This is a genomic window from Hymenobacter nitidus, from assembly GCF_020447315.1.
Classification (GTDB): domain Bacteria; phylum Bacteroidota; class Bacteroidia; order Cytophagales; family Hymenobacteraceae; genus Hymenobacter; species Hymenobacter nitidus.
The window spans coordinates 62096-88044 of the sequence record NZ_JAJADQ010000003.1; the positions used below are offsets into that span (position 1 = coordinate 62096).

The following is a 25949-nucleotide window of genomic DNA, read 5'->3' on the forward strand; positions in this document are numbered from 1 at the left end:
ATAGAATGCAGGAAAATCAGGAATTGCCGAAGGGTTGGGAAGTTGTATCCCTTGAATCCATTGCTCAAATCAACCCCAGAACAGCTCATCAACTTGAGGATACTGCATTAGTCAGCTTTATTCCAATGCAGTGCGTGGAAGAGGAATCAGGCAAAGTTGACACCTCGACTGAGCGTCCACTGCTAGAGGTTAAGAAAGGATATACTCAGTTTATCGACGGCGACATCATATTTGCCAAAATCACTCCCTGCATGGAGAATGGTAAGGTGGCCGTAGTTAATGACCTTACTAATGGTATCGGTTACGGCTCTACAGAGTTTCACGTAGTCCGCTTAGTAGAAGGTATTGAAGCCAAATACGTTTTCTACCGCTTGGTAAGCCAAGCGTTTCGCAACGAAGCTCAGCACAACATGACTGGCTCAGCCGGTCAGAAAAGGGTTCCAACCGACTTTCTTAAGCGGGCTAGTATTGCGCTACCGCCCCTCCCCGAGCAGCGCCGCATCGTGGTGAAGCTGGAGGAGCTGTTCAGCCGCCTGGATGCGGGCGTGGCTACCCTGCGCCAGACCCAGGCCCAGCTGAAGCGCTACCGCCAATCGGTGCTGCACGCGGCCGTGACCGGCGAGCTGACCCGCGCCTGGCGCGCCACCCACCCCGAGCCCGCCGAATCGGGCGCGGCCCTGTTGGAGCGCATCCGCGCGGAGCGCCGGGCCCAGTGGGAAGCCGCCCAGCTCTCCAAGCGCGGCGGTCAGCTCTCACTCGGCGACGCCTGGAAAAAGAAATACGAGGAGCCCGCCGCCCCTGATACCTCCGAGCTGCCGGAGTTGCCGCAGGGGTGGGTATGGGCATCTGTTGCTGAATTAGCGACAAACGTACAGTATGGCTCTTCAGCGAAAACCAATGAAGATGATACTGGCATTCCTGTGTATAGGATGGGAAACATTGTCGAGGGAAAGCTTAAGACCGATAATTTTAAATACTTACCTCAGCAACACTCAGAATTTCCTGAGCTACTTCTAGAATCAGGCGACTTGTTGTTCAACAGAACAAACAGCGCAGAGCTAGTTGGAAAAAGCGCGGTTTACAAGGGTATACCTGCAAAAGCCTCCTTCGCCTCTTATTTGATTCGGGTTCAGCTTAACAAATCCGCAAACTCAGATTTGCTTGCTTATACACTTAACTCACTGTATGGCAAGAGTTGGGTTAAATCTGTAGTAACCCAGCAAGTGGGACAGGCTAATGTTAACGGCACAAAACTTCAAGCATTTGCGGTGCCCCTTCCCCCTATCCCGGAGCAAGAGCAAATTGTCTCAGAAGTTGAACGGCTCTTCTCCGTCTTAGACTCCCTGGAACTCACTCTCGCCGCCGAGCTAATCCGCGCTGAGCGGCTGCGCCAGAGCATCCTGCACCGCGCCTTTACTGGCCGGCTCGTGCCCCAGGATGCCGCCGATGAGCCCGCCGCCGCGTTGCTGGCCCGCCTGCAAGATGCACCCGCCGCCCAGCCCGCCGCCAAAGCCAAGCGCGGGCGTAAAGCCAAGGCCGCCGACGAGCAGCTATCCATTGATCTATAACCTCCACTTATTCTTTGCTCAACGATGGCCACTACCACCAAAAACAAGAAGATCAACCGGACCAACTGGTTCGACCAGCTCGACGTCGTCAACTGCGGCGCTTTTCATTCCCAGCAGGAGGCTAATGCCGTGTATGCCTGCCCGGCCAAGGGTGGGGCCTATTCGCACAAGCGCAGCCAGTATCTGGGCATGTACTGGAACAAGTCGGTGCAGCGCGTGGCCCGCATTAAGGGCGTGGTCGATGTGAACCCGCTGGCCGAAGGCACCGAGGTGGTGCGCTGGAACAACGAGGACCCCGCCCACTACTCCAACCGCCAGCTGATTGCCGACGCCCGGCAGCGCCTGCACGCCTGCTTCCCCCCTACCAACGACAACCACCGCAAGCCCCACCGCGTGTTCGTGCTCGATGAGGTGACGCCCACCAGTTTCGAGAAGGACAGCCCCGGCGGCATGCTCAGCAGCAAGCGCTACTTCTGGGTCGGCGGCGACCAGGTGCGTGCGGCCAATGCCCCGGCCCTGGCCGAAAACCTGCGTCGCTTTAAGTGGTCGGACTGGAAATAGCCCAACTCCCCTGCCCCAAAACGGTCATGCTGAGCTTGCCGAAGCATCTCTACCGCTTCGTTGCAAACAAATAAGAACGTCATTCCGAGCCCGCGAGGAATCTCGCGTGCAATGGTAATCTGATTACTACTGCGGGAGAGATGCTTCGACAAGCTCAGCATGACAGTAGTTAGTAGTACAACGTCAGCACGCGAGATGCTTCGCGGGGCTCAGCATGACGTTCTTTTCCCCTTTCGACTTACCAGTACCAGTACCCCTCCCTTCATGAACATCCAGGCTTCTCAACTCGTCCAGCGCGTCTGGAACTACGCTACCGTGCTGCGCGACGACGGCGTGGGCTACGGCGACTACGTCGAGCAAATCACCTTCCTGCTCTTCCTTAAGATGGCCGACGAGCAGGCCGGCTCCCCCAACGCCCCCGCCGTGCCCGCCGGCCAGGACTGGGCCTCGTTGCGCCACCTCGAAGGCGACGCGCTGGAGGTGCAGTACCGCCACCTGCTCACCGACTTGGGCAAGCAACCCGGCATGCTGGGCGTCATCTTCAAGAAGGCCCAGAACAAGATTCAGAACCCGGCCCGCCTGCGCCACCTCATTGCCCTCATCGATAAGGAAAACTGGTCGGGCATGTCGTTCGACGTGAAGGGTGAGATTTACGAGGGCCTGCTCCAGAAAAACGCCGAGGACGTGAAGGGCGGCGCGGGACAGTACTTCACGCCCCGCCCCCTCATTCAGGCCATGGTGGATGTAGTAGCACCCCGCCCCGGCCAGACCATCTGCGACCCCGCCTGCGGCACGGCCGGCTTCCTGCTCGTGGCCCGCGACTACCTCGTGCACCATTACGAGGGCGAAATGGACCGGGACCAGAAGCGCGCCCTGCGCCACGAGACCTTCTACGGCTTCGACATCGTGGACTCCGTGGTGCGCCTGGCGGCCATGAACCTGTATCTGCACGGCGTGGGCGGCCTCGAAAGCCCCGTCCGCAATCAGGACTCCCTGGCCTCCGACTCCGGCGAGCGGTTCGACCTCATCCTGGCCAACCCGCCCTTCGGCAAGAAGAGCAGCATCACGGTGATGAGCGAGGAAGGCCAGACCTCCCGGGACGCCCTCAGCTACGAGCGCACCGACTTCGTGGCTACCACCAGCAACAAGCAGCTCAACTTCCTCCAGCACATCTACACCATCCTGAAGGTGAACGGCACCGGGGCCGTCGTGCTGCCCGATAACGTGCTGTTTGAGGGCGGGGCCGGCGAAACCATCCGCCGCAAGCTGCTCAAGGATTGCGACGTGCACACCCTGCTGCGCCTGCCCACCGGCATTTTTTACGCCCAGGGCGTGAAGGCCAACGTGCTCTTCTTTACCAAGAAAACCGGCGGCGAAACGGCCCGCACCAACCAGCTGTGGGTGTACGACCTGCGCACCAACCAGCACTTCACCCTCAAGACCAATCCCCTCAGCCGCCCCCACCTCGACGACTTCGTGCAGTGCTACGGAAAGCCCGGCGAAATCAGCAAGCGGGTAGAAACCGAGCGGTTCAAGTCCTTCACCTACGACGAGCTGCTAGCCCGCGACAAGGTGAACCTGGACATCTTCTGGCTCAAGGACGAAACGCTGGAAGACAGCGCCTCCCTCCCCGCCCCCGACATCCTGGCCCAGGAAATTCTGGAGAACCTGCAAGCCGCCCTGGCCCAGTTCAGCAGCATCGCCGAAGAACTGGAAACAGAAGAGGTATAGAATGAAAGAGGCCGATGCTACAGCATCGGCCTCTTTCATTCTATACCTCGGTCTCGACTAGCAGGGCATCAATATATCGGCCCCGTTTTGCTATAGCTTCCTCCAGTTCTTGCTCGGCCAGCGCGAGCAATTCTCGAAAGCCCTCAGGGTCGTTGGCAAATTCTTCGGCAATAAAATCCCGCCATGCTCCGGCGGCTTGTACTGCGGTTAATTCTGCTTGGGTGTTCTGCATGATAGTAATTATGTAGTAGGTAAAATCAGGCCGGTCTTTACCAGTCCCTCAACTATTATAGGGTCTTGAAAAAGCAAAGGGTTGAAATTGTTGCCGTTATTTTTTGAGGTTCGTTTGCACCGATGCCTTTCAAAGCTGGCTTAGTTCGCCCGCTTCACCCACTGGCCGCCGCTTACTCGGGCCTAAGCTTGCTCTACCAAGCACAGCACTTTGCTTCCGGATTTTAGTCTACTATGAAAACCGGAAGCAAAACGACTTTGCATTTGCTTCCGTTTATATAAGCATTCCAGAATCCGGAAGCAAATAGTTTATTTTTATGGCATCTCCTGTTGTTACCAGTGGCCTCTTACCCCGCCTGCGAGCTTGGTTCAACCTATCCCAGCCCATGCTCGGGCAATGCCTGGGCTTGAGCCGGGAAATGATTTCCCAGGTCGAGCGGGGCCTGCGGGGCCTGCCACTCTCCGCTACCCTACCCCAGGCTGCCCTCACGCTGGCTTACCAAACGACCACTGACAAAGAACCCACCGCCGAGCCCCTCGACGCGGCAGCTCTGCTCAAACAGCAGCGCGCCTGTGAGTACCGGGCCGTGCAGCTGGCCTTTGAGCTGAGCCGCCTGCCCGAGCGGGCGCTGTGGGCCCGGCGGCGGCTGGCGGCCCTGCCCACCCTGCGGGCCGTACTAGCGCCGGGCAACACGCCCGCGCCGACGTGGCTAGCCGATTTTGAGGCAGGCGCCCACACCGAGCTGGCCCGTAGCGGCAGCACGGCCCAGGCGTTGCTGCGGGCCCGGCTGGTAGCTCTGGAAGCCGAAGCCGCCGAGCTGGCCCGGCTCCTGGGAGCCGCGTAACCCGCTATTTACCATTGAAATATTTTCAACGTACTACCCATAAATATATAAATATCACTATCATTGAGATAGCGGCTTTGCGGAAGCAGGCGGCACATTAGTAACCTATTCTTTTATTACCTCTTATGGCGTTTTCCGTCAACCTTCTCACCACTCCGGCCCAGTGCGATGTGCTCCTGGCCACCAAGCAGCGCGAACGAACCGGACTGGTGAACCGGCTCAACAACCTCAACTACCAGCTCGACAACTGGGACGACGCCAGCAGCGCCGAAGCCGAGCTGGCTTCTACCCAGGCCCTGATTGCGGGCCTCACGCCGGTCGTGGCTGCCCTGGCCGACGGCGACGACAAGCGCCGCAACCAGAACATGCTCAACCGCTACGAGACGCGGGCCAACAACCTGACCGGCCGGGTAGAAAACTACGGCGTAACGGCGCTGCTCGAAAAAGAGCTGGACCGCGACGGTATCACCTCCGACATCGTGGTGCTGGATGGCTTTATTGCCGCCGTCACGGCCCGCAAAGCCCAGCTGTAGCCCACCCCATTCTAGCATTATAGCCTATTGTGACAAGCCTCTTCCCGAACAGGGAAGGGGCTTTATTTTTTAGCCGGGTCCCACCCCCTACAGCTGCTTCACGAACACCGTCCCGTTGAAGGCGTAGCGGATGCGCCGGTCCGTTACCTTGCCATCGGACCACACCACCGGAATGGCCAGCACCCGGGCCCGGGCTTCGTAGCTGATCAGGCGCACGGGCCGCTCGGGGCGGTCGACTACCGAGAAGAAGTCGAAGCTGAAGCCCAGCGTGTTGCGCAGCCCCGACTGGGTCCGGATGAGTTTCGCGTCGGCGTTCAGCTGCCCATTCTCGATGGTGAAGGCCCGCACCTGCTGGTAGCAGTCGTGGGTGGAGTAGATGGCCTGCCCGTAGGCCAGGTAGAAAGTCTGGGCACCGCGCTGCACCGTAAAGATGTCGAAGTAGGAATGCCCCGCGTCGGGGTTGGCACCGGGCAGCGGGGTCGTCAGGCGCCGGGCCCCCACCCGCGCCCCGGCCCGGAACTGCACCACGTTGTCGAAGTAGTGCATGGTGCCGCCCGTCTGGGTGTCCCAGGAATAGATGCGCAGGCGCCCGTCGGGGGCCGTCGTGATGGTCATGCCCTCCTGCTGCAGAACGGCGAAGGCGTAGCTCAGGGTGGCGGGCTCGGTGGTGGTATAATACAGCAGGTGGCGGCGCAGCCGCTCGTTGGCCCGGGTCAGGGAGTCCTCGGGGCTGAGGCGGGCGTCGGCCCCGTCGTAGTCGGCCCAGTAGCGCAGGCGCTTCACGTCCCGCACCAGCTCCTGCTCAATGGCCTTCGGCGTGGTCTTCCCATACAGCAGCGCGGGGGCCGCCAGCAGCAGCACGATACAAAGCAAACGTCTCATCAGGGCCGTAAAAAGGGTAAAGTCAGCCCGGGCCACCCCGGGAATCCGGCCCGAAAGTCGGCAATTAGCGCCTGGATGCAAGCCCGCGCGGCGGTGCGATGGTGAGTGGACGTTCCTGGGTTATATCTGGGTCATGTCTGGCGCGAGTTTAGGCGCAGCCGTAACTCGTGCCAATCATTCCTGGGAGGCTGTGCCCCCCCGCCAGAACGACAACGCCACCCGGATTTTCCCAGGTGGCGCGGTTCCGGTTTGCCGCGCTGCGGCAGTGGAGGTATAACCTCCACACTATGGCTGGTCACGAGGTAGGGCTGCGCCCAAACTCGCGCCAGTGGAATTTCACAACGCGGGCAGGCAAGGCGGAAACCGGCCCCGCGGGCAGGGGGGCCCGCCGCGAAAGTCGGCAGCCCGGGGCAGCCGGGCGGGGTCGGCGGCAGGGGGCCCGGCCTGGCTTGCGGGAGCAGCTTGCTTTCACAATCTTTGAGCATGCCTATATCTACTCCCGCTTTATTACTCCGCTCGGCGCTGGCCGTAGCGTGCGTTGTGGCCACCCTGCCCGCGGCCCGGGCCCAGCAGTACGCACCGCCGTTATGGCTTAATGCCTACACCCCGGGGTTTGCGCCCGTGGCTTCCAGCTCCCTGGCTTCCGATGCTCAGGGCAATACCTACGCGGCCTTTTCCTTTACCGGCAGCATCACCATCGGCGGCACCATGCTTACCAGCCAGGGGCTGAGCGACGGCTGCCTGGTAAAGTATACGCCCACGGGCACGGTGGCCTGGATTTTACCCTTTAGCACGGCCACTAACGAATCGGCCGCCGACGTAGCCCTGGATGCGGCCGGCAATGCCTACGTCACCGGCAGCTTCACCAGCCCCCTGCAGGTGGGCGGCGGCAACGGGGTGCAGCTCAGCAGCAGCAGCACCGCCGCCAAAGTCTTCGTGGTGCGCGTATCGCCCCAGGGCGTGCCCGAGTGGGCCCAGCAAAGCGCGCCCGGCGCCAGCACGAGCGCCAACGGCTACTCCGTGGACGTAGATGCCCAGGGCAATGTGTACGCCTGCGGCCTGTACAGCGGCTCCGTATTCTTCGGCCCCGCGGCCGTGGGCGCTACCAGCCGCACGGGCTTCGGCGTCTTCCTGCTGCGCCTGCGCGCCGCTACCGGCGAGGCCCAGGCCGCCGCCGCCGCCTTCGACTACCAGCCGGCCCCGCCCCCCGTTACCTACCAGCTGCCCCGGCTGGCGGTGGGGGCCGGTGGCAGCGTGTATATCGCCAACAGCTTCGCCGTTCCCCTCGAAGTGAGCGGCACCTCCTACACTACCCGCGGCAACAACGACCTGCTGGTGGTTAAATACTCGGCCCAGGGCATGGCCGAGTGGGTGCGCCAGGAAGGCGGCCCCGACGAGGACCGGGTCACGGATGCCGCGGTGGATGGCAACGACAACCTGTACCTGACCGGAACCTTTGACGGCGTCACTACCTTTGGCACCACGGCCCTGCCCTGGGCCGGCGGCCTGGATGGCTTTCTGGCTAAGTATTCGCCTCTGGGGGCGCTGCTGTGGGTGCAGGCGCACGGGGGCCCCGGCTCCGACGGCTGGGGCAGCGTCAGCCTCGACGCGGGCGGCGCCCCGCACGTAGCGGGTCACTTCAGCACCGGCGCCCGGCTGGGCTCCAGCACGCTGACCGCCGTGGGCAGCAACGACATCGTGGTGGCTTCTTACCGCCCCGAGGGCCAGCTCGGCTGGGTGCAGCAGGCCGGGGGCACCGGCTCCGACGTGGGCTTCCACATCGGGTTCAGGCAACCCTATCTCTACGTGTTTGGCACCTTTACAGGCTCCTGCTCCTTCGGGGGCCGGCCCGTCAGCAGCACCACGACCACGACGGCCAACTTCCTGGCCCGCCTGGGTGACCCAACCCTGGCGACCCAGGCGGCCCGTCCCCGCACCCTAGGCCTGTACCCCAACCCGGCTTTCGACCAGCTGCACCTGCCCACTCTGCCCGCTGGTACCCCGGTGCAGCTGCTCGATGCCCTGGGCCGCCTCGCCCGCGCCACCACGGTATCGGCTGCCGCCCAGGTGTCGGTGCGGGGCCTCACGCCCGGCCTCTACACCCTGCGCGCCACCACCCCCGCCGGCCCGTACCAAGCCCGCGTGGTGGTGAAGTAGCGAGGTGGTGAGATGGTGAGTTGACATTCCCCTGTCCTTGCGAGCAGCGCGAAGCCATCCGTCCGCTGCTCGTGACAAATGCCCTTTTACCAGAAAGCCCCTTGCTACCGCAGTAGTAAGGGGCTTTTCACATTAGTAGAAGGCTCGGCACATTTCAGCGGACAGATTGCTTCGTCCCTCGCAATGACACAAGAACCTCACTTCACTGCGCCACCGCTTGCAGGCGGGCCAGGGGAGTACCCAGGGTGTCGGCGGCGTAGAGGGTCAGGGTGTTGTTGCTGATGTGGTAGCGCTGGGCCTGGTTGAGGGCCTGCAAAAAGGCGCCCTCGGCGGCCAGGTCGGGGCAGGTGCTGCGCGTCGTGACCAGGGGGCCCAGGCGCAGGCGGCCCCGATCGGCCACGGTGTAGGGCCCCGAGAACTGGTTGCAGCTGGCCCGCCCCTCTACCCGGGGCCGGTTGTTGCGCAGCACCAGAAACGGCCGCCGCTCGGTGCGCGGGGCCGGCTGTCCGCCCAGCTCGCGCAGCTCCCAGCGCACGTCCTGCAGCGAGGCGGCGGTGGGCTCGTCGGTGGCCACGCCCCCGGCGTTGGGACGGTCGTTCAGATCGAAGCTGCAGGCCGGGGCCACGAGCAGCACCAGCGCGGCGGCCGGACGAAGAAAGGCGGAGTTCAGCATGGCAAAAAAGGCAACAAGAGAGCAACAGACTGGCCTGTGAGCAGATGTACGTAGCCGGCCCCGGTTAGGTGGTGCGGCCGGCGCGCGGCCAGCAGCGGCCGGTGGGTTGGTAGTCAGCAGATTAATCTTATTTTAATCCTTTTTCGGCAATCCAAACCCGACTGTACTTCCGTAGCTTCTCTGCCCCTGCGGGCCTGGTTCTTTCCTTCTTTCACCTCTACTTCTTCGCTGATGCCACTACCCTTACTCCCGCTTCCGGCGCGTACGCTCGGCCTGCGTCCCTGGATGCGCCACGCCGCGCTGGGTGCCGCCCTGCTGCTGGCCGGCAGCCCCGTCGCCACCGCCCAGACCGTGTTCGGCCTGTCGGGCGCCGAGCTGACGTCGATTGAAATTGCCAACCCCACCGTGCGCAGCCGCAAAACGATTACCGGCATCACGCCCGGGCAGGTGCTGGTGGGCATGGACTTCCGGCCCGCCACCGGGCAGCTGTTTGCGCTGGGCTACAACGCGGCCATTCAGCAGGTGCAGCTCTACACCCTCAACTTCGAAAGTCCGCTGGCCGTGAATGTGGCGCCGGCTACGCTAGTGGGCCCCGCCCAGACGCTGAACCTGGGCACGGCCACGGACCGCATCGGCTTCGACTTCAACCCCACCGTGGACCGCATCCGGGTGGTGAGCACCAACCGCACCAACTACCGCCTGAACCCCAACAACGGCGCGCTGGCCGCCACCGACGGGCAGTTAACTTTCGGCCCCACTGACACCAACCAGAACCAGACGCCCTTTATCGGCACGGCCGCCTACACCAACAGCTTTATCGGCAGCACCAGCACCACGCTCTACACCATCGACGAGCAACGCTCTTTGCTCACCATTCAGGATCCGCCCAACAACGGCACGCTGAACACGGTAACGCCGATTAACTCGCCGATTCCGCTGAATACGCCCGGCGTCAGCACCGACCTGGACATCTTTACCGACCCCGTGACGCGGGTGCAGAAAGCCTACCTGAGCGTGAACGGGCCCGACCCGGAGCCCACCCGCGCCGGCCAGTTTATTACGGCCGTGTATGCCCTGAACCTGAGCAACGGCAACGTGAGCCTGGAAGGCGGCGTGGGCGGCGGCAGCCCCTTCGACCCGGCCACCAACGCCAACCCCGCCCCCGGCATCACCGACATTGCCATCCGCATCAACCGCACGGCTCCCACGCCCAGCGGCGCGCTGCTCTACGCCACCACGCCCACCGGCAACCTGATTTCCTTTAACGCCGGCCGCCCCGACTTCCTGCTCTCGTCCACGGCCATTACCGGCATTGATGCCGGCCAGACGTTAGTCGGCACCGACTTCCGGCCCAACACGGGTGAGCTGTTCGGCCTGGGCTACAACCAGAACACCGGCGAGGCGCGCCTCTACATCATCGACCGGACTACGGCCGTGGCCACGCGCGTGGGGCCGGCCCCCGTTACCCTGGACCTGGGCAGCACGGCCGCCGCGCTCAACGCCGTGGGCTTCGACTTCAATCCCACCGTGGACCGCATCCGGGTGACGGGCCTGAACCGCACGAACTACCGCCTCAACCCCAACAACGGCGCCATTGCCGCCACCGACGGCAACCTGAACTTCGTGGGCGGGACCACCGGCACGCCCACCATCGGGGCCGTGGCCTACACCAACTCCTACGCGGGCAGCACCGGCACCACGCTCTACGACATCGACGACGTGCGCAACCAGCTCTTCATCCAGAGCAACCCCAACGCGGGCCAGCTAACGGCTTCGGGCACGGGCAACCTGCTGCCCGGCGCCAGTGCGGTGAATGACCTGGACTTCTACTTCGACCCCGCCACCCTGACCAACCAGGGCTATGTAGTGTCGAATGCCGACAGCGGCCCGGCCACGGCCACGTTCAGCACGCTCTACAGCCTGAATACCACCACCAGCTCGACTTCGGCCATCGGCGCTATCGGCCTGGGTATTCCCGTGCGCGACATCACCGCCTTTATTGCCCCGCTCACCCAGCCCACGCTGGCGGGCCGCCTGCTCTACGGCGTGGCCGGCGGCAACCTCGTGTCGTTCGACTCCAGCAACCCCGGCAACATTCGCTCGGCCGTGAACATCACCGGCCTGCCGATTGATGGCTCGCAGGTGCTGGTGGGCGTGGATTTCCGCCCCGCCAACGGCCTGCTCTACGCCCTGGGCTACAACACCCTGGCCCAGACCGGCCAGCTCTACACCCTCGACCTGAGCACCGGGGCCCTGAGCGCCGTGGGCAGCCTGCAGCCTATGCCCCTAGGCAGCACCGCCCAGCTGATCGGCTTCGACTTCAACCCCGCCGCCGACCGGATCCGCATCACCTCGGGCCAGAACCGCGTGAACCTGCGCATGGACCCCGCCACCGGCGCCTTCGTTACCGACGGCCCGCTGAGCAACCCCAGCGGCACGCCCACGATTTCGAGCGTGGCCTACACCAACAACGACACCAACCCCGCCACCGGCACCACGCTCTACGCCTACGACCAGGCCCGCAACGTGCTGCTGCGCTCCACCGATGCCAACGCCGGCACCTACGTGGACCAGGGCAGCGGCACGGGCCTCACGGCCAACCTGGCCACCGGCGTCGACTTCGACATCTTCGCCGACCTCACCACGCCCACCTCGCCCGTGAGTACGGCCTACCTGGTGGCCGCTCCCAGCACCTCCACCACCGACAACCTGTACACCGTGGACCTGACGGCCGGTACGGTTTCGGGCGGCACCCGCATCGGCAACGGCAGCAACCTGACCGGTCTGGCCGCCTTCCTGACGCCCACCGTGTCGGGCCTGACCTGGACCGGCGCCGTGGACACCAACTGGAGTACGGCCGGCAACTGGAGCCCCGCCCGGGTGCCCACGGCCGCCGACGACGTGACCATTCCGAACACGGCCAACGACCCGGTGCTCACGGGGGCGCAGTTTGCCAACAACGTCACGCTGGGCAGCGGCGCGCAGTTTACCATTGCCGCCAACAGCGTCCTGTCGTTGAACGGCAACTTCACCAACAACGGGGGCACTACGGCCGCCGGCGACCGGGGCGAAGTATTCCTGACCAGCTCCTCGGCCCAGCAGATCAACGGCACCACGTCGCTCTTCAACACCCTGACCGTGAATGCGGGCAGCCTGGTGCTGAACGCGCCGACGCAGATTCAGCGGGTGCTGGTGGTGAGCGGCGCGGTGGTAACCAATGGCAACCTGACCCTGCTGTCCAACGCGGGCGGCACGGCCAACATCCTGCTGGCCGGCAACGGCCCCGTACTGGGTACGGCCACCGTACAGCGCTACATCGATGGCTCGGCCAACAGCGGCGCGGGCTACCGCCACTACTCCTCGCCCGTAACGGGCAGCACCGTAAGTGACCTGGCCACGAGCGGCTTCTCGCCGGTCGTAAACCCGGACTACAACACGGCCGCCGACCCCACGCTGGTCACGCCCTTCCCCACCGTGTTCAGCTACGAGCAGAGCCGCGCCTCCTTCAGCGGCGACTACGTGAAAGACTTCGACAAGGGCTTCCAGTCGCCGGCCGCGCTGAGCGACGCGCTGGAGCCCGGCCGGGGCTATACCGTCAACATCCCGGCCTCGCAGACGGTGGACTTCGTGGGCACGCCCAATAGCGGCACCATCACCCGCGGCGGCCTCTCGCGCGGCACCGTGCCCGGCGGCACCCCGGCCGGCCAGGACCCCACCGGCTGGCAGCTGCTGGGCAACCCCTACCCGGCCCCTATCGACTGGGATTTGGTGAACCTCTCCAACGTGGACGGCGCCGTGTACGTGTACCGCTCGTCGGGGCAGTATGAGGGTACCTATTCGAGCTACGTGGCCGGCTCGGGCGGCGTGGGCACCAACGGCGGCACCGACGCCATTGCCCTGGGCCAGGGCTTCTTTGTGCGGGTGAGCACGCCCGGCACGTCCAACGGGCAGGTCAGCTTTACCAACGCGGCCCGCATCACCGACGGCCGCAGCCCCATCTTCCAGCGCGGCACCGCCGCCACCGACCCGACCGTGCGCCTGGAGCTGCGCGGCACCACCGGCCCCGCCGATGAAACGCTGCTCTACTTCAACGCCGCCGCCACCCCGGGTTTCGACTCGGCCCTGGATGCCTACAAGCTGACGGCCGGCACCGCGCCCACGCTGGCCACGGAAACCAGCAACGCCGTGCGCCTGTCCATCAACGCCCTGCCGGCCCTGACCACGGCCGACGTGACCATGCCGCTGCACCTGCAAGTGGCCCAGAGCGGCACCTACACGCTGCGGGCTGCGGCCCTGCTGAACCTGCCCACCGGTACCTTCGCCTACCTGCGCGACACCCAGACCGGCACCCTCGTGGACCTGGCCCAGCAGCCCAGCTACTCGTTTACGGCTACGGCCGGCCCCCAGGCCCCGCGCTTCGTGCTGGTGCTCACGCAGAGCAAAGTACTGTCCTCGGCGCCGTCGGCCCTGGCCCAGCTGGTGAGCATTTACCCCAACCCGGCCCAGCAGTCGGTGTTTCTGAGTCTGCCCGCCGCCCTGCGCACCCAGGCCGTAGAAGTAACGCTGGTGAACACGCTGGGGCAGACGGTACTGCGCCGGACGCTGGCTGCCGGCCGCACCACCGAGGAGCAGCTGACTCTGACCGGCGTCAGCAAAGGCGTGTACACCCTGCGCCTGACCACGGCCCAGGGCGTTGTGAACAAGCGCCTCGTGGTTGAATAACCCGAGGGTACTGAGAGCCCCCGGCCGCTGCCTGACTGGGGGCTACTTCCCTTTTTCTCTCATTTTGCCTTTGCCATCTTTCTATGCGCCCGATCCTGTTTACTCTTTGTTTTTCCCTCGTTGCCTTGCCACTCATTCTACTCGGCAGCCTTCAGCCCGCTCAGGCCCAGGGCCCGGGCACCGGCGGCCCCCGGCCGGGGGCTACCAACGCACCCATTGACGGGGGCGTTTCACTGCTGCTGGCCGCCGGTGCGGCTTACGGCCTCCAGCGCCTGCGCAAGGCCCGGCCGCACTAGCCTGCTATTTTTTCCGGCTTCACCGGGATACGCCAGGGGGCGCAACTGCTGAGTAGTTGCGCCCCCTTGTGCTTTATAAGGCGTTATCAAACTCCCGTTCGGCCGCTCTATATCAGCCGCTTTGGTTCGAAACAAGCTCAACTTGAAGGCCCGGGTTGCGTAGAGCCGCGTATTCCCTACCAGCTCCGAAATCATGGCCCACAAAACCCTGCACGACATTGCCGAGAAGATGAAGCGGCTCGATATTGCCATGCTCACCACCGAAACCAGCCGCGGGCAGTTTGCCAGCCGCCCCATGAGCAACAACGGCGACGTGACCTACGACGGCAACTCGTACTTCTTCACCTACGACGGCTCGCGCACGGTGCAGGATATTGAGAAGAATCCGCACGTCGGCCTCACGTTTGAAGGCCCTAAGCGGCTCTATATTTCCATCACGGGCCGGGCCACGCTCATCCGCCACAAGCCTACCATGCAACAGCACTGGGTGCCCGACGTGGAGCAGTGGTTCAAACAGGGCATCGATACGCCCGGCATTGTACTGATTCGGGTGGAAGCCAACCGCATTAAGTACTGGCAGGACGCCGACGAAGGCGAGTTGCACATTCCCGCTTAATCAAGTCGCGTTAGCGCATATAGTCGGCGCGGCGGCCCCTTACTTGGGGCTCGTCGCGCCGGGTTGCTTTGGAGTCTTAGCGGTTAGAATTGAGCCGCCAGCTAGGCGCCCGGCGGCACGGGCCATTCCTCTCTTAGCACCGACATGACCAGCTTATCATGGTAGGCATAGTGCCGGTAGCAGGCTTTGCGCAGACGACCTTCCACCTGAAAACCCGCCCGCAGATAGGCTTTTACCCCGCCTTCGTTGGGCTCCGAAACCGTGAGCATGATGCGGTTCAGCCCCAGGTCTTGGAAGCCGCGGCTAACGACCTGCTGCGTGACGACTGTACCAATGCCCTGGCCCCAGTAGCGCTTTTCGCCCAACAGAATGAAGTACTCGCCGGAGCGGTTGACCCGCGAAATGCCGCTGAGGCCCGCGTACCCGATCAGCTCGTTGGTGGCGTTAAGGTAGATACCCAGGTTGAGGCTTTTTTCATCCCGCAGCGTACTTTCCAGCCACTTCGCCACCTGCGCCAGGGTTGTCAGGCTCTGAAAAGCCGTCATCGAGTAGACGATGACTTCGGGGTCACTGATCCAGCGGTGAAAGGCGGGAGCTTGGTCGAGGTGCAGGGGCAGCAGCTGAATCATGGAGGACGGTACCAATTGCAAAGCCAGGCCCCGAAAAGCTCAGCGCCAAGGGAGTAGCCGGGCTTTTGCCGGGTTAGAGTCGTGCTTAGTCGAGGGCCTGATTCAGGAAGTACACCAAGGGCTGCAGGGCCTTAAAACCGGCGACAACCTGCTGGCTGGCTGCCGGCTGCTGCAACGCGGCATCGGGCAGCGGCCGGGAGGCGGTGAAGCTTTTGAGCTTGAGGTAGGCCAGGGCCGGATTGTCGGCGGCGTAGCCCTTGGGTGGGCGTTTCAGGCTGGGTTCCGGGCTGAGGCCGGCGAAGTGACGCTGGAACTCCGGAGCCGTAAGCAACGCGTCGAAAGCAGGCAGGTTGTAGTCGATTTCCTGGCGCAGCGTGGCCAGAACTTTGGCGTCGGGCATGTAGAGGCCACCCGCTACAAACGAGCCGCCCGGTTCCAGATTGAGATAGTAGCCCGCCGACGGCGCCCCTTTGCCGCCCGCGTTGAACCAGGCGCCAAAGTTGGTTTTGTAGGGCGTCTTGTCCGTGGAGAAGCGAATGTCACGGTTGAGGCGAAACACGCATTTCTTGGGCTGCAGCTGCGAATCGGCAATGGCCGGGTCGGCGGCTTCGAGCTGGGTCAGCACGTCGGTTACCAATACCAGAAAATCGGCTTTGGCGGCTTCATAGGCGGCGCGGTTGGCATCGAGCCAGGCTTTGTTATTGTTGGCGCGAAGACCGGCGAGGAAGGCGAAGGTGGCAGCGTGCAGCATACGGGGCGCGAAGTGAAAACGGGCGACGCCGGCCCAGGCCGGCGCTACGGGCGCCCAATATGGGCAAATACCCGCAACTGCCCGCCTTCCTCCTTGCCGCGGCGTCAGCAAATTCACTCCCCGCCCTTGCCGCCTTTGCCGCCTGCATCCATACGCACGATTTTGGGCGTGAAGGAGCCCAGCACGTCCACCAGGTCGCGCTGGTGGGCCATTACCTGATGAATATCCTTGTAGGCCATGGGCGCTTCATCCAGGCCGCCGCCCATCAGCTCGATGCCGTGGTCTTTCAGCTCGCGGCGCACGTCGCCTTCCTTCAGGGTTTTCATGGCCTGCCCCCGCGACATGCGCCGACCAGCCCCGTGCGAGGCCGACTGCAGCGAGTCCCGCTCGCCGCGGCCGCGCACGATAAAGCCGGGGGCCGTCATCGAGCCAGGAATGACGCCCAGCACACCCTTGCCGGCCGGCGTGGCGCCCTTGCGGTGCACAATGGCCTCGCGCCCATCGGAAAGGGTTTCGCGCCAGGCGAAGTTGTGGTGGTTTTCGACCTTGGCCATCGGCTTCTCGCCCAGGGCCCGGCTGATGCGGCGGTGAATCTGGTCGTGGCAGGCCGAGGCGTAGTCGCCAGCCAGATTCATGGCCGCCCAGTACTCCTGCCCGGCCTGGGAGTCGAGGCTGAGCCAGGCCAGGTGGCGCGCCTCGGGCGGCAAGGGGCAGGCATTCATGGCCAGCTTGGTGTAGTGCTGGGCCACGGCCGCGCCCAGACCGCGGGAGCCGGAGTGCGTGAGCAGGCCCAGGTATTTGCCCGGGGGCACGTCCAGCTCGTTGTCGGGGTCGGTAATGTCGACCACGCCGAATTCCACGAAGTGGTTGCCCGAGCCCGAGGTACCAATCTGGTCGACGGCGGTTTGGCGCTTGCCCCGTAGCACGGCAATTTCCTTGAACTCGGGCCGCTCGAAAATGGCATCGTCCAGCTTCTTATCAAAGGCGCTGAACTTGCTGCCGAAGCGGGTGTTGGCCAGGATAATGTTGCGCAGCTCTTTGGCCCGCTGGTAGAGCTCGTGCTCGGGCAGCGGGAACACCGACAAGGCCATGCGGCAGCCGATATCCATGCCCACACCGTAGGGAATCACGGCGTTATCCACGGCCAGCACCCCCCCGATGGGCAGGCCGTAGCCCTGGTGGGCGTCGGGCATCAGAGCCCCGTCGATGGTGACGGGCAGCTGCATGGCGGTATCCATCTGCTTGCGGGCCCCGTCCTCAATAAACTCCTCACCGTAGCGCCGGTAGTCCTTGATTTCGGGGTTGAGGCCCACGCTTTTATCATGCTGGGGCACGAGCTCCTTGGCCACGTCGCGCCAGGTTTCGTCGCGCAGGAATTTGAATGGGTCGTCTTTTATCTGCTGGAGCAGGGCCAGGGCGCTGCCTTTGTCGAGTTTCTTGAACTGGCGGCCTTCGAGCACGTCGAGGGCGCGGCCAATGGCGGGGCCTTCGGGGAAACCAATCTTGCGCAGGTCGTTGCCGCGCACTGTTTGCTTGGACATAGCCGGGAGAAGTGGGTGGAGCTAGGTTGTAGCGCGGATTCGGGCCGTGGGGTTATAGCTGAGCTTGGCGGGGAAGCGGTGAGAGGATGAGTTGGTGTTCTATCGGCGCAGCTTAACGCGGCCGGCACGAGAAACTCACTATCACACCATCTTACAATAAGTGCGGCATGTGGCCTCCGAAATGGGGGCACGTGGCCTTAAGAACTTTTCGACCCGTATTTTTGCTGTACAATTCGTTCCGCGTCCCATTTGAGGGAACTGCACTACTATTAACCCGTCGACTATGTCCATCACTTCCCAAGCTGATCTGACCGGCCTGCAGCAGATCAGCGCTGCCGTGGCCACCACCCTGCAGCAGATGCGCGACTATGCCCAGCCCGGCATGAGCACCAAGGAGCTGGACGAATACGGCGGCCGCCTGCTGACCGCGCTGGGCGCCCGCTCGGCCCCGCGCCTCACCTACGGCTTTCCGGGCTGGACCTGCATCAGCGTCAATCAAGAAGTGGCCCACGGCATCCCGGCGGCGCACAAAGTGCTGCGGGAAGGCGACCTGATCAACATCGACGTGTCGGCGGAAATGGGGGGCTACTGGGCCGATAACGGCGGCTCGTTTGTGCTCGGCGCCGACGTGCACCAGCACCAGCCCCTGGTCGATGCTTCCCGCCAGATTCTGCGCACGGCCATCAGCCGCATCCGGGGCGGGGTGCGCATCGCCGACATCGGCGGGTTGATCGAAGACGAAGCCCGCAAAGCCGGCTTCCGCGTTATCAAGAACCTGGTCGGCCACGGCATCGGCCGCAGCCTGCACGAAGAGCCCAAGGAAATTCCCAACTACTACGACCGCCATAACCTGAAGCGCTTCAAAACCAACTCGGTGGTGGCCGTGGAAACGTTCATCTCTACCCGCGCCAACTTTGCCCACCAGCTCGGCGACGGCTGGACGCTGGCCACCAAGGACGGCAGCTTCGTGGCCCAGCACGAGCACACGCTGGTCGTCACCGACGGCCAGCCCCTGATCCTGACCGCCGCCAACGGTATCTGGGACTAAGGGCAGCGGTTGGAGCAAGAGCCCATGCGGAGTGCCTTGCGAGGAAAGATGCCCGGCCGGTGAATCAGGCGCAACCTGAAATTTCAAAATCCGCTCCACGTAACAAGCCCTTTCCCACGCAAGTAGGAAAGGGCTTTCTGGTAAAAGAGTAAGTCGTACTAGGCAGCGGACGGATTAGCTACGCTGTCCTGTGGGTGCCCCGGCTGCGCCTGGCAAGGACACCAGAACGCCAACTCACTACCTCACAATCTCACCACCTCACTTACCCCTGAGGCTTGCCGCACTCGGCGCAGAAGCGTTGGCCAGGCTTGACGCTGGCCCCGCAGTCGGCGCAGAATTTCTCCTTGGTCTGGGCCGCCACATTGGGTGTGCCGCACTCGGGGCAGAACTTCTTGTTGGCGTCGAGGGTGGCCTGGCAGCTGTTGCACTGCACTACGGTCCCGGTATTCAGGAAGTCTAGGCTGCCGGTGTAGTTCTGCTCCCGAGTTTTGGTGTAGATCTGTTCTTTGGCAGCCTGGCGCTGCTGGGAGGCCAGTTCCTCGTGCTCGTCGGGGGCGCAGTCTTCGCAGAGGCCAGCCTTGTGATTCCAGCACACGTCGGGGCACACCCAGTGGCCGCAGCGGGTGCACTGCTTGAAGTACTGCTTGCCTTCCTGCACTGCTTTTTCCAGTGCCTCGTCGTGGGCCTTGCCCCCGATGGCACGCTGCACGTGGTAGGCCGCGTTGCCGGCGTCGTGGAAGTGGCCGCCAAAGAGGCTGCCGGCGGCCCGCATCAGCTCCCCGGCAATACCGATGCTGTTGGGGTGAAAGCGCGACATATGGCCGTTGCGGCATTTGTCGCAGTGAAATTTGAATTGAAAGCCTTTGTCGGTCGACAGGTCGTCGTGGTTGGCGACAAACTGAATCAGGTTGCTCATAGCTGCGGATGGTAGGATGGTTTGCGCCTTAAAAATAGCGGATATATCGGTACCAATATATGAGTTGTATCTGGCCCGTTATAAAAGCAAAAGCTGCTCCGGCGCCAGGCCAGAGCAGCTTTTACAGCAGTTGCGCCACCCACTCCCGGGCCGGGCTCCGGCTCAGGGCCCTTAGCCGGGGCAGAGGCCCCGGGAGCCGCTGCGGGGTTGGGCAAAGCCGGGTTATTTCACGCCGGTGGCTAGCCGGGCGTAGCTCAGCTCACTGATGGTCAGGCCAGTGGCCGATTTTACCGTCAGGGTCTTAAACGCTTCGGAAGGAAAATATAGCTCGGTCAGGGCCGTCAGGCCGTTGTCGGCAAACACTTCCACTGAGCTGGCATCAAAGAGCAGCGTGAGGTCGGCGGCGGCAGCGGTAGCCCGGCGCGGCCCGGCGTGGCGACCGGCAAACTTGTCACTGAAGGCCACCAGGCCCGACTTGCTGCGGTCGACGTAGTATTCGTTGGCCTTTTTATCGTAGCCGATAACCAGCTCCTCGCCGCGGCTGTTGGCCAGTATCAGGGAGAAATCGGTCAGCTGCCGGGTGCTCATTTTCAGCTGAAACTTGTCGCCGAGGCCAGGCAGCTTGCTCGTCAGGTCCAGTTGGGGCTGCACCTTCAGGTTTTGCAGCTGCACGCGGCCGGCCTGCATAGCCAGCCCGATTTCCTTGACCGGCTGGGAGGTCAGAAACACGTCCGGGCCGACTTTGCGCAGGGCCAGCTCCCGGGGCGCGGTCATGGCGTTGCGCCAGGGCGAGGTGGGCACCTGGTTGGCATATTCCCAGTTGCTCATCCAGCCCTGAAAAATGCGGCGCGCCCCGGTGCCGGCGTAGGTCACGCCGGCGTAGTTGTCTTTGCCGTAGTCGACCCACCTAGTAGCGGTGCTGGCGGGCGTGAACTTCTTGCCGTCGAACTGCCCGATGAAGTACTGCGTGGCCGAGCCGCCATTGGGTCCGCCGGGGTTGATGCTGACCAGCAGCACCCACTGCTGCTTGCCGTCCAGGGTAAGCGGAAACAGGTCGGGGCACTCCCACACGCCGCCGTGGGCCCCGAGCTGCTCGCCAAACTCACTTTCCTTGGTCCAGGCTTTCAGGTCGGGCGAGGAGTAAAAGGTGATGCGGTCCTTGGTGGCCAGGGTCATAATCCACTTGCCGGCCACGGTGTTCCAGCTCACTTTCGGGTCGCGGAAGTCCGGAATGCCGGGGTTGGGCAGCACGGGGTTGCCCGCGTACTTGGTCCAGGTCTGGCCCTGGTCGAGGCTGTAGGCCAGGCTCTGGTACTGGTGCTTGTTGGTTTGCTTCTTTTCCTCGGGGTCGTTGTGGTGGGTGAAGATGGCCACCATGGCATTCTTGCCGAAACCCGCCGTATTGTTTTCGTCGATGACGGCGCTACCCGAGAAAATCCAGCCCAGCTTATCCGGAAACAAGGCAATGGGCTGCTCCTGCCAGTGCACCAGGTCGGAGCTGGTGGCGTGGCCCCAGTGCATCGGGCCCCACACCATAGCGTCGGGGTAGTGCTGGAAAAACAGGTGGTACACGCCCTTCGAGTACACCATGCCGTTGGGGTCGTTCATCCACATTTTAGCCGGCGAGAAGTGGTAGGCCGGGCGGTATTGGGGCGTGGCCGGCGGCACGGGGGCGGCCGTCTGGGCTTGGCTAAATTGGGCCAGAGACGCCAACGACAAGGCTAGTAGGAAGGATTTTTTCATGGGGTGGAGACCTCACCCCCGGCCCCTCTCCTCAAGAGAGGGGAGCCACGGTGGCGCAGGTTTTTTGGGTTGGATGAGAAAACAGGAAAAGCAGGGCTTTTAAGTGGAGCAATACTTGAATTGCCTATACCGATGCGGCCGGTTGGGCACTTGCGTCAGGCTCCCCTCTCTTGAGGAGAGGGGCCGGAGATAAGGTCAGCTCGCGCACGTCGGCCTCGGTGAAGGCAGGCGTGGCCCCCAGGTGGGTGGCCACCAGCGCACCGGTAGCGCAGGCAAAGCGCAGGCACTCCCCCGGCTCCTGCCCCTGCAGCCAGCCCTTGAGCAGAGCGGCCAGAAACGAGTCGCCGCTGCCGATGGTGTCCTTGACCTCGACCCGCACGCCGGGGGCCCGGTACAGCTGGTTGCCGGTCCAGAGCAGGGCGCCGTCGGCCCCGCAGGTAACGCACACGGCCTGCAGCTGAAACCGCTCGGCCAGCCACTGCATGGCGGCGCCCGGGTCGGTTTCGGCCCCAAACCAGCCCATGATTTCCCCGAGCTCGTGGTGGTTCATCTTCACCAGGTCGGCTTTACCGAGCAGGTACTTCACCACCTCTTTGGTGTAGTGCGGGGGGCGCATGTTCACGTCGAACACCCGGAAGCGGGCGTGGGGCAGCAGGCGGTACAGGGTTTCGCGGGTGGTGGGGCTGCGGGCGGCCAGGCTGCCAAACACGAACATGTCGGCCTGCTCCACCAGCGCGTCGAGGCGGGTTTCGTGCTGCACGTAGTCCCAGGCCACGGGGTGCACAATCTTGTAGGTCACTTCGTTGGCATCGTCCACGTTGGCTTTCACCACGCCGGTAAGATGGGTTTTGCCCTCCTGCACGTAGTCGGTGCCCAGGCCCTTGCTGGTGATGAAGTCGAGCAGTTCGGTGCCCAGCTCGTCGTCGCCGACGCGGCTGATAAGCGCGGCCGGCACGCCTAGCTGGTGCAGGTGCACGGCCACGTTGAAGGGCGCCCCGCCGGGCTGCTTGCCGGTGGGCAGCACGTCCCACAGAATTTCGCCGAAGCAGACAATGTTGTTAGACATGAGAACTTGGAGCTTAGAATAGACCGTCGTGTCGACCAGCGGGAGACATCTCGCGGGCTAAGGTTGCCAGAGTAATCTGGTTACCATGGCCCGCGAGATGTCTCGCTGTCTGCTTGAAGCGCAGAGGGCTCGGAATGACGGTCTGTTGGTGAGGACGAAGAAGGACGTTTTATTCGCTTAATGGATGACCAGCGTTTTTTCGAGCTGCTCCAGGCTGGTGCCCTTGGTTTCGGGCATGAAGCGCCACACGAAGATGAGCTGCAAGACCATCATCGAGCAGAAGAACAGGAAGGTGTGGCCCCCGCCCAGCTTCTCGGCGAAATACGGGAAGGCAAAGGCAATGATGGCGGCCAGTACCCAGTGGGTGCTGGAGCCCAGGGCCTGCCCTTTGGCCCGCACCGTGTTGGGGAAGATTTCGGAGATGAACACCCAGATAACGGCTCCCTGCGAGAAGGCGAAAAAGGCAATGTAGACGAAGAGCAGCACCGGCACCAGCATGCCGTTCAGCTCGCTGAAATCCTGGCTGTAGAAGGAGCGGGCCACCAGGCCCAGCGTGGCAATCAGGCCGAAGGAGCCGATGAGCATGAGCTTGCGGCGGCCAAACCGGTCGATGAAATTCATGGCCAGCAGCGTGAAGAGGAAGTTAACCAGCCCGATGCCGGCCGACGAGAGCAGGGCCGAGCCCTTGCCCAGGCCCGTCATTTCGAAGATGCGCGGGGCGTAGTAGATAATAGCGTTGATGCCCGAGACCTGGTTGAAGACGGCGAAAAACACGGCCAGCAGCACCGGCCCGCGGTATTGGCGGGCAAAGAGCGACTCGCCGCCGGCCGCTTCGTCGGCGGCGTTGGTAGTCAGGATGGTGGTGACTTCCGCGTCGGCCGTGGCGGGGCTGATGCGGTGCATGATGGCGCGGCCCTCCTCTACCCGGCCCTGGCCCAGCAGCCAGCGGGGGCTTTCGGGTACCCGGAACAAGAGCAGGAAAAAGGCCAGCGCGGGAAAGGCTTGCACGCCCAGCATCCAGCGCCAGTCGTTTTCGCCCACGCCGGTCAGCAGATAGTTCGAGAGGTAGGCCATCAGAATGCCGAACACGATATTGAACTGGAACATGGCCACCATGCGGCCCCGCTTGGCCGCCGGCGACACTTCCGAAATGTAGAGCGGGGCCGTTACGGAAGAAGCGCCCACGCCCAGCCCGCCCAGAAAGCGGAACACCATGAACAACACCCAGTTGGCCGTCACGGCCGCCCCCACCGCCGACACCAGGTAGAGCACCGCAATGCCAATCAGGGTTTGGCGGCGGCCCAGCTTATCGGACGGGATGCCGCCGAAAATGGCCCCGAACACGGTGCCGATGAGGGCCACGGCAATGGTGAAGCCGTGCTCCACGGCGCTCAGGTTCCAGAGCTGCTGAATGGCCTTCTCGGCCCCGGAAATAACGGCCGTATCGAAGCCGAAGAGGAAGCCTCCCAGCGCGACGACCAGGGACCAGAAAAAGACGTTGCTGTTTTTCATTGGGAATGCAATTCGTTGCCGGGCGCCTCACCCCTAACCCCTCTCCAAAAAAGGAGAGGGGAACCAGCTTCTGTTTTTAGAGCTAGCCCGGTAGGTTCGGCAATGAAAAAGGATAAGACTAAAACGCTAGGCTAGCTCCCCCTCCTTTTCGGAGACTCTGCGCTTCAGGCAGATGCGGCCAGGGGGTGAGGTTCGCTACCAGCCGCTGTTCTGCTTGTAGAAGCCTTTGCTGAAGTTGATCTGGTTGAGCGGGATGGGCAGGTACTCGTCGCGGCCCTTGGTGAAGCGGGCATCTTTCAGGTACTGGCGCTTGGGTTTTTCCTGGGTGAAGTAGCTGGTCAGGTAGTCGCCGGCTATGCCCCAGCGCACCAGGTCGAAGAAGCGCTGGCCTTCCAGGGCAAACTCCAGGCGCCGCTCGTAGCGCAGGGCCTGGCGGGCGTAGTCTTGGCTCCAGCCGGCCGCCGGATACTGCCCGATGCGGTAGTTGGAAGTGGGCCCGCCGGCGGCGTTTTTCAGGCGGGTGGTGCTGGCCGCGGCCCGCTCCCGAATACGGTTGATGAGGGGCAGCGCCTCGCCCTGCCGGCCCAGCTCAATCAGGGCCTCGGCTTTCCAGAGCAGCACGTCGGCGAAGCGGATGATGGCCCAGTTCTTCGAGGAGCTCATAAACGGCGGCGTTTTCTGGAAGCTGGGGTCCGAGGGCAGCACGCTTTCCTTCATCGACATATACACGCCGTACGTGTTCTGGTCGCGCAGCCAGGAGTTCTCAAACACGAAGGTGGGCGCGTACTTGTAGGGGTGCGACGGCACGGCCACGGTGTGGTCGAGGCGCGGGTCCACGGAGTTGGTCTGGAAGTCGGCGGGCGTGCTCAGGTCCGAGTTGTTGAAGCTGGAAAACAGTGGCAGGCCGTTGGCGTCGGTTTTGTAGGCATTCACCAGGTTCTGGCTGGGCTGGTGAAAGCCGCAGCAGCCGTAGTCCGGGTTCATGGGGTAGTTGAGCTGGTTGCCCCGGCCGGTGCGGCCCTTGGGCGTGCCGTCGTTGCGCGAAAACTGGATGGCAAATACTGATTCCACCCCGTTGTCGCCGCTGGTCAGGAAGTTGCTGGCGTAGTCGGGGTGCAGGGAGTAGCGCTTGCTGACTTCGTCGGCCAGCGTCACCACTTCCTGCAGCTTGGCCGCGTCGATGCTGGTCACGGCGTGGTTGTCGTTCTGCACGTAGGCCTGAAACAGCAGGGTTTTGGCCAGGTAAGCCTGGGCCGCCGACTTAGTGGCCCGCCCGATTTCGGACTGGTTGTCGGGCAGGTTGGCAACGGCAAAGCGGAAGTCGGCGGCAATTTTACCCCACAGCTGGTCGTCGGTCAGGGCCACGTTCGACACGGTGGCGTACTGGTCGGTCGGCACCGATTCATCCAGGTAGGGCACGCGCTTAAAGAGCTCCTTGAGCAGGAAGTAGAAGTGCCCACGCAGAAAGCGCACCTCACCCTGGCGCACGGCCTTGGTGGGCATGGCCGTGGCGTCGATGGCGTTGAGGCGGCGCAGCGCGTCGTTGCAGCGCGACACGCCCACGTAGAGCAGAAACCACAGCTCGTCGGTGTTGCCCACGTCGACGCGGTTGAAGGTGAAGGTTTCGTAGAAGTGAAACGCGTCCACGTCGGCCGTGCCGTTGCCGCCCTTGTAGGCGTCGCCGGCGCGCACGTTGCCGTAGGGCCACATGCTGGTGTAGGGGGCGCGGTATACGTCGTTGCCGAGCTGGGAGTAGGCCGCAATAACCTGCTTGTCGATGTTGGCGGGCGTATTCAGCTGCTCGTCGCTCAGGGCCCCGATGGGCTCCACGTCGAGAAAATCCTTATCGGAGCAGCTCACCGAAAGCCCGAGCAGGGACAGCGCCAGAAGGCTGGTTTGGAAGAGTTTCATGGGAATTGAGGTCTAGC

Annotated in this window: 21 protein-coding genes; 10 read left to right on the forward strand and 11 right to left on the reverse strand. The window is 63.3% G+C overall.

The window, feature by feature from the left end:
- Positions 1–5: 5 nt before the first annotated feature.
- From LGH70_RS06510 to LGH70_RS06520, 3 genes are all read left to right on the forward strand, one after another.
- Positions 6–1568 (forward strand): restriction endonuclease subunit S, encoded by a 1563-nt coding sequence (locus LGH70_RS06510; RefSeq protein ID WP_226183849.1) that lies wholly within the window; start codon positions 6–8, stop codon positions 1566–1568.
- Between the two features lie 24 nt (positions 1569–1592).
- Complete coding sequence (locus LGH70_RS06515; RefSeq protein WP_226183851.1) at positions 1593–2129, forward strand: hypothetical protein; 537 nt, start codon at positions 1593–1595, stop codon at positions 2127–2129.
- Between the two features lie 264 nt (positions 2130–2393).
- The gene (locus LGH70_RS06520) at positions 2394–3860 is read left to right on the forward strand and encodes a class I SAM-dependent DNA methyltransferase (protein WP_226183853.1); all 1467 of its coding nucleotides are present in this window, start codon (positions 2394–2396) and stop codon (positions 3858–3860) included.
- A 40-nt stretch (positions 3861–3900) separates the two neighbouring features.
- Here the strand turns inward: LGH70_RS06520 and LGH70_RS06525 are convergent, their stop codons facing one another.
- Complete coding sequence (locus tag LGH70_RS06525) at positions 3901–4092, reverse strand: hypothetical protein (RefSeq protein WP_226183854.1); 192 nt, start codon at positions 4090–4092, stop codon at positions 3901–3903.
- A gap of 316 nt (positions 4093–4408) precedes the next feature.
- On the opposite strand from LGH70_RS06525, the gene LGH70_RS06530 reads away from it, so the two are divergent.
- A complete protein-coding gene (locus tag LGH70_RS06530) occupies positions 4409–4936 on the forward strand; it encodes a hypothetical protein (RefSeq protein ID WP_226183856.1) in 528 nt (175 codons plus the stop codon).
- Positions 4937–5061: 125 nt separating this feature from the next.
- A complete protein-coding gene (locus LGH70_RS06535) occupies positions 5062–5469 on the forward strand; it encodes a hypothetical protein (protein ID WP_226183858.1) in 408 nt (135 codons plus the stop codon).
- 87 nt (positions 5470–5556) lie between these two features.
- Here LGH70_RS06535 and LGH70_RS06540 read toward each other — a convergent pair whose 3' ends face one another.
- Complete coding sequence (locus tag LGH70_RS06540) at positions 5557–6351, reverse strand: hypothetical protein (RefSeq protein WP_226183860.1); 795 nt, start codon at positions 6349–6351, stop codon at positions 5557–5559.
- A 483-nt stretch (positions 6352–6834) separates the two neighbouring features.
- On the opposite strand from LGH70_RS06540, the gene LGH70_RS06545 reads away from it, so the two are divergent.
- Entirely contained in the window at positions 6835–8508 is a 1674-nt protein-coding gene (locus tag LGH70_RS06545) for a T9SS type A sorting domain-containing protein (RefSeq protein WP_226183862.1), read from the forward strand.
- Between the two features lie 202 nt (positions 8509–8710).
- Here the strand turns inward: LGH70_RS06545 and LGH70_RS06550 are convergent, their stop codons facing one another.
- On the reverse strand, positions 8711–9181 hold the full coding sequence (locus LGH70_RS06550) for an META domain-containing protein (RefSeq protein WP_226183864.1): 471 nt from the start codon (positions 9179–9181) through the stop codon (positions 8711–8713).
- Positions 9182–9412: 231 nt separating this feature from the next.
- On the opposite strand from LGH70_RS06550, the gene LGH70_RS06555 reads away from it, so the two are divergent.
- The 3 genes from LGH70_RS06555 (at position 9413) to LGH70_RS06565 (ending at position 14815) form a co-directional block, all read left to right on the forward strand.
- Positions 9413–13903 carry a DUF4394 domain-containing protein gene (locus tag LGH70_RS06555; protein WP_226183866.1) on the forward strand — a complete coding sequence of 1497 codons (4491 nt, stop codon included), beginning with the start codon at positions 9413–9415 and terminating at the stop codon, positions 13901–13903.
- A 125-nt stretch (positions 13904–14028) separates the two neighbouring features.
- A complete protein-coding gene (locus LGH70_RS06560; protein WP_226183868.1) occupies positions 14029–14199 on the forward strand; it encodes a PID-CTERM protein-sorting domain-containing protein in 171 nt (56 codons plus the stop codon).
- A gap of 193 nt (positions 14200–14392) precedes the next feature.
- Positions 14393–14815: a pyridoxamine 5'-phosphate oxidase family protein gene (locus LGH70_RS06565; RefSeq protein WP_226183870.1), complete on the forward strand. Its 423-nt coding sequence runs from the start codon at positions 14393–14395 to the stop codon at positions 14813–14815.
- A 101-nt stretch (positions 14816–14916) separates the two neighbouring features.
- Here LGH70_RS06565 and LGH70_RS06570 read toward each other — a convergent pair whose 3' ends face one another.
- The 3 genes from LGH70_RS06570 to LGH70_RS06580 all read right to left on the reverse strand — a co-directional run bounded on the left by LGH70_RS06570 (position 14917) and on the right by LGH70_RS06580 (position 17736).
- A complete protein-coding gene (locus tag LGH70_RS06570) occupies positions 14917–15444 on the reverse strand; it encodes a GNAT family N-acetyltransferase (RefSeq protein ID WP_226183872.1) in 528 nt (175 codons plus the stop codon).
- An 85-nt stretch (positions 15445–15529) separates the two neighbouring features.
- Positions 15530–16195: a DUF2461 domain-containing protein gene (locus tag LGH70_RS06575; protein ID WP_226183874.1), complete on the reverse strand. Its 666-nt coding sequence runs from the start codon at positions 16193–16195 to the stop codon at positions 15530–15532.
- A 113-nt stretch (positions 16196–16308) separates the two neighbouring features.
- Positions 16309–17736, reverse strand: coding sequence for an RtcB family protein (locus LGH70_RS06580; protein WP_284438443.1), 1428 nt, complete (start codon positions 17734–17736; stop codon positions 16309–16311).
- Positions 17737–18019: 283 nt separating this feature from the next.
- Between LGH70_RS06580 and map the strand changes: the two genes are divergently transcribed.
- Entirely contained in the window at positions 18020–18784 is a 765-nt protein-coding gene (gene map, locus LGH70_RS06585; protein WP_226183876.1) for a type I methionyl aminopeptidase, read from the forward strand.
- A 262-nt stretch (positions 18785–19046) separates the two neighbouring features.
- On the opposite strand, the gene LGH70_RS06590 is transcribed toward map, so the two are convergent.
- The 5 genes from LGH70_RS06590 to LGH70_RS06610 all read right to left on the reverse strand — a co-directional run bounded on the left by LGH70_RS06590 (position 19047) and on the right by LGH70_RS06610 (position 25932).
- Complete coding sequence (locus tag LGH70_RS06590) at positions 19047–19700, reverse strand: zinc ribbon domain-containing protein (RefSeq protein WP_226183878.1); 654 nt, start codon at positions 19698–19700, stop codon at positions 19047–19049.
- A gap of 222 nt (positions 19701–19922) precedes the next feature.
- A complete protein-coding gene (locus LGH70_RS06595) occupies positions 19923–21443 on the reverse strand; it encodes a glycoside hydrolase family 32 protein (protein WP_226183880.1) in 1521 nt (506 codons plus the stop codon).
- Positions 21444–21567: 124 nt separating this feature from the next.
- Positions 21568–22509: a carbohydrate kinase family protein gene (locus LGH70_RS06600; RefSeq protein WP_226183882.1), complete on the reverse strand. Its 942-nt coding sequence runs from the start codon at positions 22507–22509 to the stop codon at positions 21568–21570.
- 177 nt (positions 22510–22686) lie between these two features.
- Entirely contained in the window at positions 22687–24021 is a 1335-nt protein-coding gene (locus LGH70_RS06605) for a sugar porter family MFS transporter (RefSeq protein ID WP_226183884.1), read from the reverse strand.
- 195 nt (positions 24022–24216) lie between these two features.
- Positions 24217–25932 (reverse strand): RagB/SusD family nutrient uptake outer membrane protein, encoded by a 1716-nt coding sequence (locus LGH70_RS06610; protein WP_226183885.1) that lies wholly within the window; start codon positions 25930–25932, stop codon positions 24217–24219.
- Positions 25933–25949 lie beyond the last annotated feature (17 nt).

What these genes read in the sequence shown, in the direction of transcription:
- LGH70_RS06510 (WP_226183849.1), top strand. Translation starts at nt 6, where the DNA reads ATGCAGGAAAATCAGGAATTGCCGAAGGGTTGGGAAGTTGTATCCCTT.
- LGH70_RS06515 (WP_226183851.1), top strand. Translation starts at nt 1,593, where the DNA reads ATGGCCACTACCACCAAAAACAAGAAGATCAACCGGACCAACTGGTTC.
- LGH70_RS06520 (WP_226183853.1), top strand. Translation starts at nt 2,394, where the DNA reads ATGAACATCCAGGCTTCTCAACTCGTCCAGCGCGTCTGGAACTACGCT.
- LGH70_RS06525 (WP_226183854.1), bottom strand. Translation starts at nt 4,092, where the DNA reads ATGCAGAACACCCAAGCAGAATTAACCGCAGTACAAGCCGCCGGAGCA.
- LGH70_RS06530 (WP_226183856.1), top strand. Translation starts at nt 4,409, where the DNA reads ATGGCATCTCCTGTTGTTACCAGTGGCCTCTTACCCCGCCTGCGAGCT.
- LGH70_RS06535 (WP_226183858.1), top strand. Translation starts at nt 5,062, where the DNA reads ATGGCGTTTTCCGTCAACCTTCTCACCACTCCGGCCCAGTGCGATGTG.
- LGH70_RS06540 (WP_226183860.1), bottom strand. Translation starts at nt 6,351, where the DNA reads ATGAGACGTTTGCTTTGTATCGTGCTGCTGCTGGCGGCCCCCGCGCTG.
- LGH70_RS06545 (WP_226183862.1), top strand. Translation starts at nt 6,835, where the DNA reads ATGCCTATATCTACTCCCGCTTTATTACTCCGCTCGGCGCTGGCCGTA.
- LGH70_RS06550 (WP_226183864.1), bottom strand. Translation starts at nt 9,181, where the DNA reads ATGCTGAACTCCGCCTTTCTTCGTCCGGCCGCCGCGCTGGTGCTGCTC.
- LGH70_RS06555 (WP_226183866.1), top strand. Translation starts at nt 9,413, where the DNA reads ATGCCACTACCCTTACTCCCGCTTCCGGCGCGTACGCTCGGCCTGCGT.
- LGH70_RS06565 (WP_226183870.1), top strand. Translation starts at nt 14,393, where the DNA reads ATGGCCCACAAAACCCTGCACGACATTGCCGAGAAGATGAAGCGGCTC.
- LGH70_RS06570 (WP_226183872.1), bottom strand. Translation starts at nt 15,444, where the DNA reads ATGATTCAGCTGCTGCCCCTGCACCTCGACCAAGCTCCCGCCTTTCAC.
- LGH70_RS06575 (WP_226183874.1), bottom strand. Translation starts at nt 16,195, where the DNA reads ATGCTGCACGCTGCCACCTTCGCCTTCCTCGCCGGTCTTCGCGCCAAC.
- LGH70_RS06580 (WP_284438443.1), bottom strand. Translation starts at nt 17,736, where the DNA reads ATGTCCAAGCAAACAGTGCGCGGCAACGACCTGCGCAAGATTGGTTTC.
- map (WP_226183876.1), top strand. Translation starts at nt 18,020, where the DNA reads ATGTCCATCACTTCCCAAGCTGATCTGACCGGCCTGCAGCAGATCAGC.
- LGH70_RS06590 (WP_226183878.1), bottom strand. Translation starts at nt 19,700, where the DNA reads ATGAGCAACCTGATTCAGTTTGTCGCCAACCACGACGACCTGTCGACC.
- LGH70_RS06595 (WP_226183880.1), bottom strand. Translation starts at nt 21,443, where the DNA reads ATGAAAAAATCCTTCCTACTAGCCTTGTCGTTGGCGTCTCTGGCCCAA.
- LGH70_RS06600 (WP_226183882.1), bottom strand. Translation starts at nt 22,509, where the DNA reads ATGTCTAACAACATTGTCTGCTTCGGCGAAATTCTGTGGGACGTGCTG.
- LGH70_RS06605 (WP_226183884.1), bottom strand. Translation starts at nt 24,021, where the DNA reads ATGAAAAACAGCAACGTCTTTTTCTGGTCCCTGGTCGTCGCGCTGGGA.
- LGH70_RS06610 (WP_226183885.1), bottom strand. Translation starts at nt 25,932, where the DNA reads ATGAAACTCTTCCAAACCAGCCTTCTGGCGCTGTCCCTGCTCGGGCTT.